The organism is Paenibacillus sp. TAF43_2 (genome assembly GCF_052113545.1).
In the GTDB taxonomy this organism is placed as follows: domain Bacteria; phylum Bacillota; class Bacilli; order Paenibacillales; family Paenibacillaceae; genus Pristimantibacillus.
Genome location: NZ_JBFRDK010000005.1, coordinates 39,674 through 54,235 on the forward strand (window position 1 = coordinate 39,674; position 14,562 = coordinate 54,235).

The window sequence follows — 14,562 nt, forward strand, 5'->3', positions numbered from 1 at the left end:
AAACCCTCCCCATAACTATGATTGTCGTCTCACGGCATATCCCTTCTTAATTGTAATGGACAGCTGTAGACGAGATTACTTACAAGTATAAAATTGAAAACGATTTCATAATATGAGTCATTTTTAAGATGATGTGCGTTGTTTTTTGTATAATGTAATCGATTTCAAAAATACATTGTCTCTCATTCTATAGTTCATCCTATTTCCTTCTCATTCAACGATCTAATCTAACAGCATAAACAGACAATTTACCGCAAAATTTGCTAAATGACCCCAATTAAATCTACAATAGAATAATAAGATTTAAATTCACCCTAGGAGGCTGAGCTAAATGAGCTCTTTCAAATCATGGCTGCAAACAAGTAAGCAAGGACTAACCGATCAGGTCAAAAAATTTAAAAATAAAGATTTCCTAGATGCGGTAGTAGCTGGCTGTGCGATTGTAGCAGCAGCAGACGGTTCCGTCGACTCCAATGAAAAACAAAAAATGGCCGGCTACATAGGCCGCAGCGAAGAATTAAAAGTTTTTGATATGAGTGATGTGATTAACCGTTTCAATCACTTTGTAGGCAATATGGAGTTTGACGCGATGATTGGCAAGCAAGAGGCGCTTAAAGCGATTGCCAAATTCCGCAGCAAACCAGACGTCGCTCGTGTAATCGTTGGTGTGTGCAGCGCAATCGGAGCAGCAGACGGCGATTTCGATATGAAGGAACAAGCTGCTGTGCGTGACATTTGCAATACCCTTGGACTTAATCCAAGTGAATTCAGTCTTTAATAGCAAACCAAACAAAAGAACCTCCAAAGCCACTGCAACAGTGGATCTGGAGGTTCTTTTGTATTGTTATTACCTCTGCTTACGCATTGCGAAAAGCTTCATTATAGCAGCGTCTGCATACAGGCTTATAATCCTCGTTGCCGCCAATCTGGATTTGCGCACCTGCATTCATCGGCTGTCCGTCATTATAGCGTATAACCATTGTTGCTTTCCGATCACAGAACCAGCAAATGGTTTTAATCTCTTCAATTTTATCCGCCTGCACGAGCAAGTTATAGCTGCCCTCAAATAATTGATTTTGAAAATCGTTTTTGAGCCCAAATGCCATAACAGGGATGTTAAGCTCATCAACGACTTGTGTAAGCTCCAAAATATGATGTTTCTTCAAAAACTGCGCCTCATCCACGAGTACGCAATAAATTTTGGATGGTGCAGCTCCTGCAACGAAGCTTTTCACACTTTCAAAAAGGTTCGTATCCTCTTGAACCGGAATGGACTCCCGCTCGAACCCTACACGAGAACCTACACGATCCACACCGCCTCTTGCACTTACCGATGGTGAATAAATAAGAACCTGCTTGCCTTGCTCTTCATAATTGTGAGCCACTTTAATGATTTCGAAAGATTTACCGCTGTTCATTGTTCCATATTTGTAATAAAGCTGTGCCAACCTAATCTCCTCCAGAACCATTCAGTGCTTCTATTATACAGGAAGTGACTCCGTTATTGTATCGTTTGGAGCCTTGTTTTCGCTTCCCCATATGTTTTGACAATTTGTTGAATTTTCTGGAATTCCGGGTCGGTTGGACCTAGATCAGCCATGAACATTCGGTGCAATATTTGATTATAAAGATTTTGACGCGATTCAATCATTTGTACCTCGAGCCGAATAAGATCCTCCAGGTCGTTTTCTTCAATTAACTGTTCGATATTGATTTCTTCTGGCTTGGAAGAACGCTGTTCATCAAAGATTAGGTCCGAACCACCGCGCCCTATACGAGGAAGCGCTTCGTACTCCACCTCTGTCTCCTCCTGCTGTCCAAGCGGAATGGATGTATTCAGCTCGGAAAGAAGAATGCCTTCTTTGGCTAACATCACTTGAAAAGGCTTATGCTGGATCAAATCTGCTATGACAAGCCTGCTCATATCTTTATTGCGAATCAAAGAGGAATCAAAAGGATGAAGGACCCATTGCTGGTCTCGATTGAACAGATTAAAAGTAAACCACTCGCCGCCATAGATGAACCGTACATTAATATTCGACTCCGAAATAATTTCATAGGTAAACTCCAATTGGAACACCTCCGATCAGCCAGTATAATTCATCCTATTATACCAAATCAGAGGTGAACACAAACAGCGATGCTTAAAAATCTTTCAAAATATCCTCCGCCCGTTCAAAGCTGGCAACAACAATTAAGACGACAATGAGTGCAGCTATGGCAATTTCGCCAATCATAGCATGATCACCTCGTTTTTTCTTTAAGACTATGCTGTTTCTTTATGCTTTATGAGCCATTACTTGTAGGACATCCGTCATTTCTTCTCAAAAAACGCAAAAAAACGAGCCCTTGGAGAGCTCGTCCTGCTAATTATGCTTTTTTGATTTACTCCAAAAATCCTTTGGCTGCTGAAGAAGGAAGCTCCGCTTGGCTAGCTCCAGAACCCGCTTGAATGCCTAAGCGTTGTCCAACCTTTTGATTAATTTGCGTCATTTTTTCCGTTTGCTGGGATACCGTTTGTATAATTTGTCGATTGGAGTTCTCGTACTTGTCCATCGCGGAGAAGAGATCCGACATTGCCCGCTCCACAAGCTCCATGCTCATAGCCGGCTTCGTTAATGCTTGATTAGCTCGCTCGCTCGTTTCATTCAAAAGACGCGCGTTCTCAGCAAATTGATTGCCTAACATTTCATTCGTTGAATTGACAGCTTCTATTGCCTTCATCTGGTCATCAATCGCACTGGCAATCAAGACTGAAACCGACATGAGATGCTGGGTTTTATCAATCGAGCTGTCCAGCGCATCCATTAGCTTATCATTTGTATCATTAATAATATCCGTTGCGGCAATCGCTTGCTGATAAAGCATGATCATTTCCGTATACGTTTGAAGCTTCGTTACAACCTTGCGTAGTCCGCGCTCCAAATAGGTTTTCCGGTGCTCGTTCTCGGGCTTAGCAATTTCCTCTTCGAACATTTTTTTGAGACGATTGCCATATTCGACAAGCAGCTGCAGGTCATATACATTGTCTAGACTGCTGCGCTTCAAGTTTCTCATGTGAATGACGTTCTCTTCCAAGTTGTCGCGGCCATCTCTGAGCGATTTGACGATCACCTGCACGTTAGACTTTGCAGATTGATATTTATAAATATAAGCCTTCATCGGTGCTTTCCGAAGCAGCTTCTGCACGAGCGAGAGCTGCTTGCTTTTGCTCAAATCCTCAACCTCGCTGCGAAGCTTAAGCATGTTGTTTGCTACCTCAGACCGTTTGCCTGACATGAGATCCGACAGCGGTCTCTCGAGCATCGTAAGCGTCTGGCTTGAACGCTCAAGCGTCTTCTGGCCTTTTTTCGTAATCTCATCCATTAGTGTATCCAGATGCATAGCATCGGTTGTCGCTACCTTCTGCATCGTGCTTTGCACTTCTTGCTCCAGCTTTTGAATATCTTCATTTTTTAATTGTACGAGTTGTTGCGCCATTGTTCATTTCCCCCTTCATTAGTCAGTAAGTCGATAACGCTGCTGAATTAATTCAGCCTTTGTATGAAGCTCCATAAGATCCTTTTGCTCAAGCGTCTTCGTATAAAAAGTAAGCTTGGAATCTACATCCTTAATGCCATCAAGCAAAAGCCGCCTATTCTGGCGTTTCGCTTCGCCGCTGAGCCGAAGAAATGGATTAATGGTCGAATTTAAATCCTTTCGCACCAATCGCAAAATGTTGTGATTAATGCTTGAGTCTCCTAACGCCATTAAATCCGGAATTAATCGGTTTAGCCGCGACAGCAATGCAAGCGTCTTCTGAACAATTTCATCGTCTAAATTATTTTTCTCGCCTTCGAGTAAAATCATATCTTCAATGATTCCGATGTATTCTAATGCAGAAGCAAGCTCCGGATCTAGAACCTGCGGCGGAATAACAGCTGCAGGAGCTGGCTTTGAGGCCAATGATGCTTGAGCAGTTGAAGCTGCACTTGGTTGTTGTATGGGCGGGTTTTGCGTATTTTGCTGCAGCTCTGGCTCGCGTGTTGGCTGATTAATTTCTTTCCTTGGACGCTGCTTCCATGATAATGCGATTAACAAACCGAACACGGGAACCGCCATAGCTATATATGGGGAGGTAATCCCATTAACAACTAATGCGACTGCATAAACGCCAATCGCGATGGCTGCGTTTTTTTTCAATGCATTCATTGCTGCACCTCCATATGAGCTTTCTGAACCTAATCTTTATGCTCGTCTTCTTCCTACAATTATCTCGTTATTGGTACATAGAAGTCAATTTTAAAAAATAAAAAAAGGATGTTGTGCCAAATTAATGAGCACAATATGAAAAAAAAGGGGCTCTCGCCCCTTTCTTCGGTTATTCTACTCTGTTCATTTCCATGATCAAAGGCTGCTCTACATAACCCGCTTGTATGCCGAACTTCGGATCAGGCGGATCAATCGTTTTTCCTTGCAGCGCTTGAACGGCCAAATAAGGCATATTTACGCCAGACAAGCAGGTAATATAAAGGCCCCCAGACATCCGCGGGTTGATCTCCAGCAATTTCGGTATGCCATTGTTGTAACGCACCTGAATATTAAAGGCATAAGGAATGCGAAGGCTTGTCGCAATCCGATCTGCAATCGCCAGCAGCTCCGGCGTATCCTCCAATAGATAAGTCCTGCCCGTTGATTTGCGGCGAGGAATAGCTGTAATGAGTTCACCCTCAGCAGATGCCACACAATCGATACTATACTCCGTACCGTCGAGCAGCTCCATCACCATCAGCGTGTCAAAATGCTCCGTTAATGACAACGTTTCATAAGCTTGCTCAAACGTTGTAGAAAGGGTTACATAGCCATACAGGTCACGCAGCGGATCCCGTTCATTATCAATAATCCGGAAACCCATGCCGCCTTCTGACTTCGTTGGCTTAAAGCACACCTTATGGCCAGCAGCTGTGAGCTCCTCATAAGCTTGCTTGAACTGTTCTGCTGTATTTACAACACGGTAGTCTGGAATGGTCACGAGATCTTTTCCTTGCAGCGCTTCATAAAATTTATCCTTCTCAATCATGGAGTCCAGCAATTCGATATCACGGCATACCATAACCTTCGTGCCGATCTCATCAAATAAATGAACATATCTTGATATTTCCTCCATATGCAAACGAGGAATGAAAATATCGATTTGGTTTCTTTTGCAGAAATCTACACAAAAATCTACGTATTCGCGTCCAAAAACAGCAGGCTCTGTTCCGATATGATCGGATGCAAGCAAGGACATATGATTAATATCCGGGTGCGTGCCAAAAAACTCAAACGACTCGCCGTCTGGATTATTGCGAATCATATTAATATAATGATAAGCTACCGAAAACCAACGATTCATATAAACTCGTGTCATGTATAAAAACCTTCTTCCATCTGATTAGATATATTTTTGCGATTGCATTTATAATCTTCGTGCATGCTCTAAGATGGAGTCTAGCAGTTCTTCCGAGGCAAGCGCGCCTCTTGCTTGTGTAAATTGAATATGCGGATGTGCCGAATAGGATCGTCCTAATTCACCATGTACAGGCGATATGGCATAATCAGCTGCCAGCAGCAGACTCTCATCGAGCAGGCTGTCGCCGGCTGCATATACGAAATTTGAAGCGAGCTTCTCTTTCACATACTGAATGGCCGCCCCCTTGCTTACCCTCTCGGGAACCAAATATATTTTACGGCCTTGAAGTGAGTAGCTCCAGCCACGCGAAGCAAGCTTCGGCTTCAGCTCCTCCAACGTTTCATGCGGCAGCTGATCTCTCTCTACTTTAATGGAATAAAATAGCTCATCACAAAGATCAGTCGACTTCACCCAGTGGGTAGAAGCAATTTCCGCAAACAGGCTCGCAATTTCCGTATGCTCAGCACAATGCTCTCTCACAGCTTCACGAACGAAGCTATGCCACTCCTGATCAATTTCTCCGTTACGGAGAACGGTACCGCCGTTGCTGACGATCACATATTCAGGACGGAACTGTTCTCTTATCGCGAAGATACGGTTGTATTGCTCCGGAATTCGCGTCGTCACAGGAACAAATCGCATAATGCTGACAAGCTCTTGCAGCTTCTGAATCGCCGGCTTGGTCATATAAGAAATATATCTTTCCTCATAACGCTCAACGGGTACCATTTCTTCAAGCTCTATCTCGCCCTTGGATCTTACGGAATAAATTAAAGTTTGGTCCAAATCGCTCGCAAAGATCATTCCGTCTCCCCCTTCAAAGCCTTAATAATACCGCAGCAGGAATAGGTCATGTTTGGATATTCCTCCACAGGTACACCACGATCCTTAGCCAGCAGCAGGATATGCTTCAAGTTAGGATTATCAAGACGATCAACGAGTATTTTCCAAGGGACTCTGCGCAGAAGAACACGAGTCGTTTCACCTACGCCAGGCTTGATGAAATTAATATCAGTGATTGCAAAATCAGTTTGGATACGAGCAATATCCTGCATCCCTTGCCAAGTCATTTCATTTTCCGCAGGATTTGCTTCCATTTGAAGAGCTTCCGCTTTGGAGTCATCAGCTGTCTGATCAAAATAAGCAGAAATCGTGTCCACAAATAATTGAGACAGATCAGAGCTCTCCCACTCCTTATAATACTTTGCACCATGGAAATCATCGGCGCCAATAAGATCGCTGCGCAATACAGTCCGGCTGACTAAACCTGACACCGTTGAATTAAGGCAAGCGCTTGGGATGAGGAAATCCTCTCTTGTCCCGAACGTACTTGCACAATAGCCGGGGTCTGCGAGCACCGCAAGCTCATCGTTCAATTCAATGCCGTATTTTTGCTTCATCTGGCTGCAAGCTGCTATGAGCACTTTGGCAATTGCACCTTTGCCCGTCCAGCCATCTACAAATTGCACGCGTTTATGCGGATGGTTCTGATTGATATACAGCAGTGCATTCTCATCAATGCCTTTGCCTCTAATAATTGAAAGGCTATAATGCGGAACCTCAATACCATACATATGCTTGATATATCGCTTAATTAATACGCCAATTGGCGTACCGCCTCGCGCTAAGGATGCAAGCACAACATCAAATCCATTTTTTTGAATGATTCGCTCGGAAACCGTTCCAACCGCTCTTGCGATTCGAATGGCCGAATCACTGAGTGTGTTTTGAAATAATTGTATATACTCATCAGTAGGCTGATATTCAATCGGCAAGCTTTCCGAATAGTGGCCGCCTGTTTGCATGGCCGCTTCCCTGTCCTCCGTTCGCTGCTCTAACGAAATATCGCTAAGGTCTTTTAGCAAAAAAGTAACATCCTCCTGCTTATAGCTCCCGATAGGAGCCGGATCGGCAAGCCTTTTCCGACTGAAATAAACGATATGAACACGCTGGATTCCTAAGGAGAGAAGCACCTTATTAAGCTCCTCCATTTGCGCTCCTGCAACCTCGCGCTCCATAAACAAAAACATCTCATCATAATAGCCATTTGGTATGTTGTACATAAAATTCATGACGTCAGCATGTTCAGGGGAAATAAAGGGATAAGCTGTATTCACCGCATATTGTGAACTGGAATCCGGATGAATGGGGCTTCTTGTACTCGATTGATACCATACATCATCGCCTAGTTCTGCTGCTACGCGCATAGGAATGAACATAAATTCACCGGTTCCCATGCAAAGCACCTTGCTGCCCGTTCTATGTTCTCGGATGAACGCCGCCGCCTGTCCTACTTCTGCGTCAAGCACCAGGCTTTCTTCAGCCGTTAATCCGAAGCGGCCAGTATGCTTCAGGTAGGAAACTTCTCGATTCAAAGAGGGAAGGCTAGCAAACCGATTGTTCACATAGAGAACATTAATGGCAGGCTCCGACTCATTTGTTTGCAACTCTGCTGCTTTGTCAGCATTTTGAATTGGGGTACCCTTAACAGATATCCGCCCCGTAACAAGCGATAGGCAGTTTACCGATATGCCAAGCTCTTGCTCCAGCTCATCAAAACGTTCCATATCCTCGTTTGAACGCCAATCAAGCAAACTAGCAACAATATATTTTTTCTTCCCATACCTTGCATTCAAGTCGTGAATTATATTGATGGCCGTTTTCCCGGTCGTCATCTCATCATCGACCAGCACAATCGTTTCTGCATTCTCGAATACAGCTGGATTGTCAGCATAGCAGCGATGTGTAGTCGCATGGGAATGCTCTTCCTCAAAATCGATGCAGGACGTCATATAGTCGATTTTTTCCCGCGTGGTGTGCAAGAAAGACGCATTACCCTCGAACATATCGAACATGCTGTGTCCAAGCGCTGTTGCCGTTTCCGCAAAACCGATAAACAGCGTTTTTTCATCTATAATCATTTTATTTTGCTTCATCTGTTCATAGATCTCACCTGCTGTCTCAGGAGATTCAAAGGCATGCAGCAGCTGCTCCATCTGGATAGGAAGCTTCTCACCTTTAAACTGCTGATATAAAAGCCCCAGTGCCGCACCCGATAATAAGGACACATGCGGGCGAACAGGAATATGCTTGCCAAGCACCTTGCTTACGAATAAAAAACTGCGTTTTTTATTAATTCGGGCTGCCATTTGAAAAAGCTGCTCAAGCGGTATATGAAATGAATTACTCGTAACCTCAATGGCAATCTCTAAATCTCCGATAATATTAAACGATTGCTGATTCTCGTTCTTCTGCGAGCAAGCAGGTGAAGTTTTGGTTTTCATTTAGCACCCCATAAATGTCTGATCTGAACAATATTCGTTTGGCCCATGTCATATGCGGCTTGAACTCATTCATTTTGTTCGAATAACGGCTCTTCATCACACCCAAATCGCCTTGTTCATTTTCCATAATGTGCAGGGCATCCATATACTCCTCATGCGTCACCACAAGCATCGACTGTACAGGCTTAATATGGGTAGGATGGATAATGGTTTTGCCGATTATCCCGTTTTCCTTATCCATAGCGACCTCGCGAATAAGCCCGTCCACATACTTATTAATATAATCCATACGCAAAATCCGTCCGTGTCTTCCCATGCTTTCCTCAAAAGGCGTTTGCCTGAGCTGGGGCTTAAATACGCGATCGCTTTTAAAATATTCCCATACGGGGCCGGAGATCACATAATGATTATCCATCCGTCCAAACACATTTACGATATCCGCAATACAATCACGAATGACGCCGATGTCGTAGATCGTATGATCCGGACTTCTTCGAAGCCCAAATAAACTCGAAAAATCTGTTGCTCCAATCCGAACATTCAGCACATAGGCCTTATATTCATTCAGCAACTGGGAAATGCCCATTAGCGTTTCCATTCTTTTCTCGCGATAAATGACGTCAGAGCTTTCCAAAATAGGCATGCCGTATAGCGTAGAGCTTGTTGATCGTTTGTTTGTGTTGTATTCATGCAGCAGCTTTAAATACTCACCGCCAGTCTCCACATTGAACTTTGGAAACACGATTCCTGTAATATATTCAATCTCTTCACCGAAAAACGAGAGCAGTCGTTTAAGCTGTTCAACAGAGCGCACTCTTATAAACATAAGCGGAATATCGTCGGCATGGAGCAAACCAATCGAAATGTAACGGCCAATCTTAATCAACGTTGCCTTCAACGTCTCTTCGGCAAATTCGATTTGATTATCACCTACTGCATCTTCAAGGTCTATCACCATAGACACGAGTCCTTCGTGTTTTCCGGTTACCAAATCATCTGCTATGTTATCCTTGGTGGCAGGCATGTAGAGCGCTGCACCAATCGCGTGAGCAATAACTTCTTTGTCAGCATAATTATTGAACTGAGTTGGAAGGGAGTAAAAGAAATTTTGCTCTTCTTCATTGGTAAGATAGTTAAAATACCTCAAAGTGATCCCTCCTAAAAGTTGTGTAAAGCAATCTGAGAGTGAAAAAATATCCCTCGCGATCCATTGAGGGATATTTTTCATAAACAGAGTATTATCGAATCTAAACCGCTTTTGATTCTCTTTTCTTACGTGCTGCGCTGTAAAGAAGGGTACCGCCAAATACAGCTATAATTAAACCGAAGAACAAAGCGTGCGGCACATGCAAGCCATACGCTCCGCCAATCATTTTTGCTGCGATAACGATGATTAGAATAAACGCCGCTTTCTCAAGCTCAGGGAACTTGTCAATCAACTTGAGGAATACTTGAGCGACGCCACGCATCATTAGAACGCCGAGAATACCGCCGAGGAATAGAACCCATACCTCTTCGCTTACGCCGAATGCAGCTAGTACGCTGTCGATACTGAACGCGATATCCATAATTTCAACAGCAAGTACCGTACGCCAGAAGCCGTAGCCTTTATTTTGAACTTCTGCATCATCGTCGTTGCCCTTCTTGCCGATGTAAGGAATTAATGGAATGTTGCCGACACGAGCAAGCTTGAATTCCAGATGGAATAGATTGCTTAACGCAATCCATAACAGATACAATCCGCCCGCTACTTTAATCCATGTAATTTGTACGAGATAGACACCTACTCCGATTGCGATAAATCGGAAGATATAGGCACCAATAATACCGTAGAACAACGCTTTTTTCTGCTGGTCTTTCGGCAAATGCTTTACCATAACCGCTAGTACTAGCGCATTATCTGCCGATAACAAGCCTTCCAAAAGAACGAGTGTTGCAATTATTCCCCAGTTTGTCGGGTTGGTGAGAACTTGTGACAAGTTGTCCCAGTGAAAGAAGCTCCCGAAGTTGGCTATTACATTTTGAAAAAAGTCGACCATCTCTTAAACCTCCGCATTTTTCTTTATTTGCTTCCTTGTACCCATCTGAGACCCCAGCGATAAGCCTCGTCAAGCTCTTTATGGCCTGAGAAATATTGCACGAGCCGCTGAATGCTGAAGGTTTGATCATTTACATTCTCGATCATCGCAATCGCACACATACCCTTGCGATTATTATGCTCGTCCATCCGCACCTCTATATCAGGACCGCCTGTTTGTGTGATGGTAACAATACCAGCAGCCTCCGCCCAGTTCGTAGCTCCTTCATAGATGTATGCGTATATGACAATTCTCTTAATCTCAGAAACTTTATTACCGTTGATTCTAAGATTTTCACCCGTTGTAATAGAGCCGGTTCGGTCATCCCCGTCAAGCGAAACGTACGGCGCTCGCGAAAAATCTCCGAAGCTGTTGCCTAGCGCTTGAACCGAACCTTTCATACCATTTTTTAATTCATACAAACATCCGACATCTAGATCTACACCGCTGCTTGAACGGCCAAAAAAACCAGTGGAGGCTTTTTTCTGATTCCAGTTCAAATTAACGACAATCTCACCAAGTGATCCGGCACCTTTTTGTAAATTGATGACATCACCGCGTTTGGTAAGCGAAATTTTGCTGAGGCTTATTGGCGGACTGCTTGGTTCTGGTACGATTGGTGCGGGAGGTTTAGGTGGAATAAGTGGAGCTTTCACTGGTGCTGGTGCTGGAGTTGGCGCTTCAGCAGGAGCGTCTGCCTTTACTTCAATACCAAAGCTATTGCAGAGTGCAGCAAGACCGCCTGAATAACCAGACCCAATGGCATTGAATTTCCATTCGCCATTATATCTATATAAATCTCCTACGACTATCGCAGTCTCAATAGAGAAATTTTTTCCAAGATCATACCGCAAAATTTCGCGTCCTGTTCCTTCGTCAATAACCCGGATATAGGCATCATTCACGCTAGAAAAATTTTGTCTCTTCGCTTCCCCATCATAAATGGTTAAAGTAAATGAAATACGTTCAATCGTTTGAGGCACATCGCTAATCGCGATCAATACTTGTTCCGTATCCGTTTTTCCTGCAAAACTTCGTTTATTGCCGCTTGCCAGTTGTATAGAACCGCTGACATCCTTAGGATTGCTGTAAAAAATCAAATCTTGGTCTCCAGCTGTTTTTCCATTCGCTCGTAATAGAAAAGCCGAAAAATCGACATCTACACCTGCTGCAGTGTTCCATCCCATGCCAACTAGAAGGTTTTTTATGGAAGGATTATTTTTGGTAATATCCGCTTTTTGACCTTTCATTAATGCCAGCTCCATGCTTAAACCGCCCTTCGGTAATAATAGAATAGGGTGACAAACCCTCAAACTGCCACCCTATACGCCAGATGAATTAAACCGTAAGCCCGTAATTACGACAAAGCGCTGCTAGTCCGCCCGAGAAACCTGAACCTACCGCTTGGAACTTCCAATCGGCATCATGCCGGTACAGCTCGCAGAAGACAATCGCTGTTTCAACGGAGAAATCTTCTCCCAGATCATAGCGCAGCACTTCTCTTCCAGAAGACTCGTCTACTAGACGAACAAAGGCATTGGATACTTGACCAAAGTTTTGCAGCCTGGACTCGGCATCATGAATCGTAACGCTAATTCCGATTCGTTGAATGTGCGGAGGGACTTTTTGGAAATCAATTTTGATTTGCTCATCGTCACCTTCACCCTCACCGGTACGATTATCGCCTGTATGCTCAACAGCGCCGTTATAAGCAATCAGTGCATTATAGAATACAAAGTCCTTCTCGTCCTTTGCTTTGCCATCCTGATGAAGCAAAAACGCGCTCGCATCAAGGTCAATTTCTCCGCCGCCTGAATATTTGTTCRTATCCCAGCCTAGACCGAGAACAACCTTCGTAAGACCTGGGTTTGTTTTTGTAAGATCAATGCGTTGACCTTTGGAAAGATTTATAGACATCGTTCTATTCCTCCTTGAATTGACTAGGTTTGAACGCCAAAGTCAGTGCAAAGGCCTACTAGACCGTTTTGATATCTGCTGCGACTTTCCGCTGTTCACTTACTTATAAATTGTTATATTTTAAAAAAGGGCCGCCACTGGCGACCCTTTACGGGTAGATAAGTATGACTAGCTAGCAGAAAGACCAAAGTTGCGAGCAAGACCGCCTAGGCCGTCTTGGAAGCCGCTTCCGATTGCGCTGAATTTCCACTCGCCGGAATGACGATATAGTTCACCAACGATTACTGCTGTTTCTACAGAGAAATCTTCTCCAAGATCATAACGGATAAGTTCTGTGCCGCTTTGCTCGTCCACGATACGAACGAATGCGTTGGATACTTGTCCAAAGTTTTGGCTGCGTTCTGCGCCATCATAGATCGTAATGCAGAATGCGATTTTGTCAGTTTCTGCTGGGATAGCAGAAAGGTCAACGTTTACTTGCTCRTCGTCGCCATCGCCTGCGCCTGTACGGTTGTCACCTGTGTGAACAACTGAACCGTTTGTATTTTTTGGGTTGTTGTAGAAAATGAAATCAGATTCAGAACCTGCTTTGCCTTGTGCATTCAAGCAAAATACAGAAGCATCAAGGTCAAAGTCTTTTCCGCCGTCATATTTATTAGTATCCCAGCCTAGACCTACTGTAATCTTTGTAAGACCTGGGTTTGTTTTCGTGAGATCGATTTTTTGTCCTTTGGATAAGCTGATTGCCATTTTAAAAGCCCTCTTTTCTCACATAAATTTATTGGTATTGACGTGCAAGGATATCAACATGGGCAGCATGAGTGCCTTCCCCAATTGCATTAAACTTCCATTCACCATTGTGTCTGTAAAGCTCACCTACGACTAGAGCCGTTTTGCCTGAATAATCATCCGTCAAGTTGAAGCGAATCAGTTCTTGATTGTTCGCTGGGTTGACGATACGAATAAAGGCCGATTTGATCATGCCAAAATCTTGTCGTCTGGATTCACATTCGTAAATGTTAACTACGCAAAGGATTTTGTGAATATTAGCAGGAACACGATCAAGCTGCACGATGATTTGCTCATCGTCGCCATCGCCCTCACCGGTAATATTATCACCCGTATGAACGACCGAGCTGCATCCGCTTTGCTTGTTGTAGAAACAAACGAGATTTTTCTCGCCACTTAGCTTGCCGTTTTCATCAAGCAATAATGCCGATGCGTCACAGTCAACGTTAGCCGCTTTTTTCATTCCGAAAAAACCGCCTTTGGTTTGAGCCGGGTCCCAGCCTAAACCAACGATAACTTTGCTGAGACCAGCATTGCCTTTCGTTAAATCTACCTTTTGACCTTTTACGAGAGAGATAGCCATTGTATTTGCACCCCCTTTCCATAAGGTTCACTACTAAAAAAATATCCAAATACAGCGATTCTGAACCTACTAACCAACAATACGCCTATTCGACATGCAAGTTCCAAAAAAAATGTATGATCCATACATTATTCTACAAAACCTGAATATTACCTCTTCTTTACGGCAATTTTACATAGAAAAAAGTGCATTGGCAGCAGGCAGTTCCTTATCGCCTCTCCCAATCAATTTTATAACAATTGCTGCTCCAAATACAAATTTCTACAAATAGTGAACCTTAAAGCGGAATAAACATAGGCTTAGGCACAAAAGCACGTATTTTTTCTGTCACAAACTTATTAATCGCTTCATTTTTACCAAAAAAAAGGTGGAAAAATAAGCCCAAAAACGAGATAATTATATGTAGTAAAAAAAAGTGGCGAGGTGTTCAAATGGAATTTATAAAAAAGAATAAAACTGGCCTTATCTTTGGTGCGCTGC

General features: G+C 43.5%; 14 protein-coding genes and 1 pseudogene. 1 reads left to right on the top strand and 14 read right to left on the bottom strand.

Annotated features, from left to right (window positions below):
* Positions 1-331 precede the first annotated feature (331 nt).
* A complete protein-coding gene (locus tag AB4Z17_RS02245; protein ID WP_441912013.1) occupies positions 332-778 on the top strand; it encodes a tellurite resistance TerB family protein in 447 nt (148 codons plus the stop codon).
* A 79-nt stretch (positions 779-857) separates the two neighbouring features.
* Here AB4Z17_RS02245 and AB4Z17_RS02250 read toward each other — a convergent pair whose 3' ends face one another.
* From AB4Z17_RS02250 to AB4Z17_RS02315, 14 genes and pseudogenes are all read right to left on the bottom strand, one after another.
* Positions 858-1,448, bottom strand: coding sequence for a thymidine kinase (locus AB4Z17_RS02250; RefSeq protein WP_339205085.1), 591 nt, complete (start codon positions 1,446-1,448; stop codon positions 858-860).
* Positions 1,449-1,501: 53 nt separating this feature from the next.
* Positions 1,502-2,071, bottom strand: a complete 570-nt coding sequence (locus AB4Z17_RS02255) for a hypothetical protein (protein WP_441912015.1) — start codon at positions 2,069-2,071, stop codon at positions 1,502-1,504.
* A gap of 314 nt (positions 2,072-2,385) precedes the next feature.
* Positions 2,386-3,480 carry a toxic anion resistance protein gene (locus AB4Z17_RS02260; protein WP_076267371.1) on the bottom strand — a complete coding sequence of 365 codons (1,095 nt, stop codon included), beginning with the start codon at positions 3,478-3,480 and terminating at the stop codon, positions 2,386-2,388.
* A gap of 18 nt (positions 3,481-3,498) precedes the next feature.
* The gene (locus AB4Z17_RS02265; RefSeq protein ID WP_076267372.1) at positions 3,499-4,191 is read right to left on the bottom strand and encodes a hypothetical protein; all 693 of its coding nucleotides are present in this window, start codon (positions 4,189-4,191) and stop codon (positions 3,499-3,501) included.
* Between the two features lie 169 nt (positions 4,192-4,360).
* Complete coding sequence (locus tag AB4Z17_RS02270; protein WP_076267373.1) at positions 4,361-5,389, bottom strand: ATP-grasp domain-containing protein; 1,029 nt, start codon at positions 5,387-5,389, stop codon at positions 4,361-4,363.
* A gap of 48 nt (positions 5,390-5,437) precedes the next feature.
* Complete coding sequence (locus tag AB4Z17_RS02275; RefSeq protein WP_441957910.1) at positions 5,438-6,235, bottom strand: HAD family hydrolase; 798 nt, start codon at positions 6,233-6,235, stop codon at positions 5,438-5,440.
* Positions 6,232-7,386, bottom strand: a complete 1,155-nt coding sequence (locus AB4Z17_RS02280; RefSeq protein ID WP_441912038.1) for a cysteine protease StiP family protein — start codon at positions 7,384-7,386, stop codon at positions 6,232-6,234. The genes AB4Z17_RS02275 and AB4Z17_RS02280 overlap by 4 nt, the downstream gene beginning before the upstream one ends.
* Positions 7,387-7,413: 27 nt before the next feature.
* Positions 7,414-8,715: pseudogene (locus tag AB4Z17_RS02285) on the bottom strand (phosphoribosyltransferase family protein); the annotation flags it as partial.
* Positions 8,657-9,862, bottom strand: coding sequence for an HpcH/HpaI aldolase/citrate lyase family protein (locus AB4Z17_RS02290; protein WP_441912021.1), 1,206 nt, complete (start codon positions 9,860-9,862; stop codon positions 8,657-8,659). The gene AB4Z17_RS02290 and the pseudogene AB4Z17_RS02285, both read right to left, overlap by 59 nt.
* Before the next feature lie 100 nt (positions 9,863-9,962).
* A complete protein-coding gene (locus AB4Z17_RS02295) occupies positions 9,963-10,754 on the bottom strand; it encodes a TerC family protein (RefSeq protein ID WP_076267376.1) in 792 nt (263 codons plus the stop codon).
* A gap of 23 nt (positions 10,755-10,777) precedes the next feature.
* Entirely contained in the window at positions 10,778-12,058 is a 1,281-nt protein-coding gene (locus AB4Z17_RS02300) for a TerD family protein (protein ID WP_339205092.1), read from the bottom strand.
* Positions 12,059-12,131: 73 nt separating this feature from the next.
* Positions 12,132-12,710 carry a TerD family protein gene (locus AB4Z17_RS02305; protein ID WP_441957912.1) on the bottom strand — a complete coding sequence of 193 codons (579 nt, stop codon included), beginning with the start codon at positions 12,708-12,710 and terminating at the stop codon, positions 12,132-12,134.
* Positions 12,711-12,878: 168 nt separating this feature from the next.
* Positions 12,879-13,460: a TerD family protein gene (locus AB4Z17_RS02310; RefSeq protein WP_076267379.1), complete on the bottom strand. Its 582-nt coding sequence runs from the start codon at positions 13,458-13,460 to the stop codon at positions 12,879-12,881.
* A gap of 28 nt (positions 13,461-13,488) precedes the next feature.
* Positions 13,489-14,082: a TerD family protein gene (locus AB4Z17_RS02315; protein WP_076267380.1), complete on the bottom strand. Its 594-nt coding sequence runs from the start codon at positions 14,080-14,082 to the stop codon at positions 13,489-13,491.
* Between the last annotated feature and the right edge of the window lie 480 nt (positions 14,083-14,562).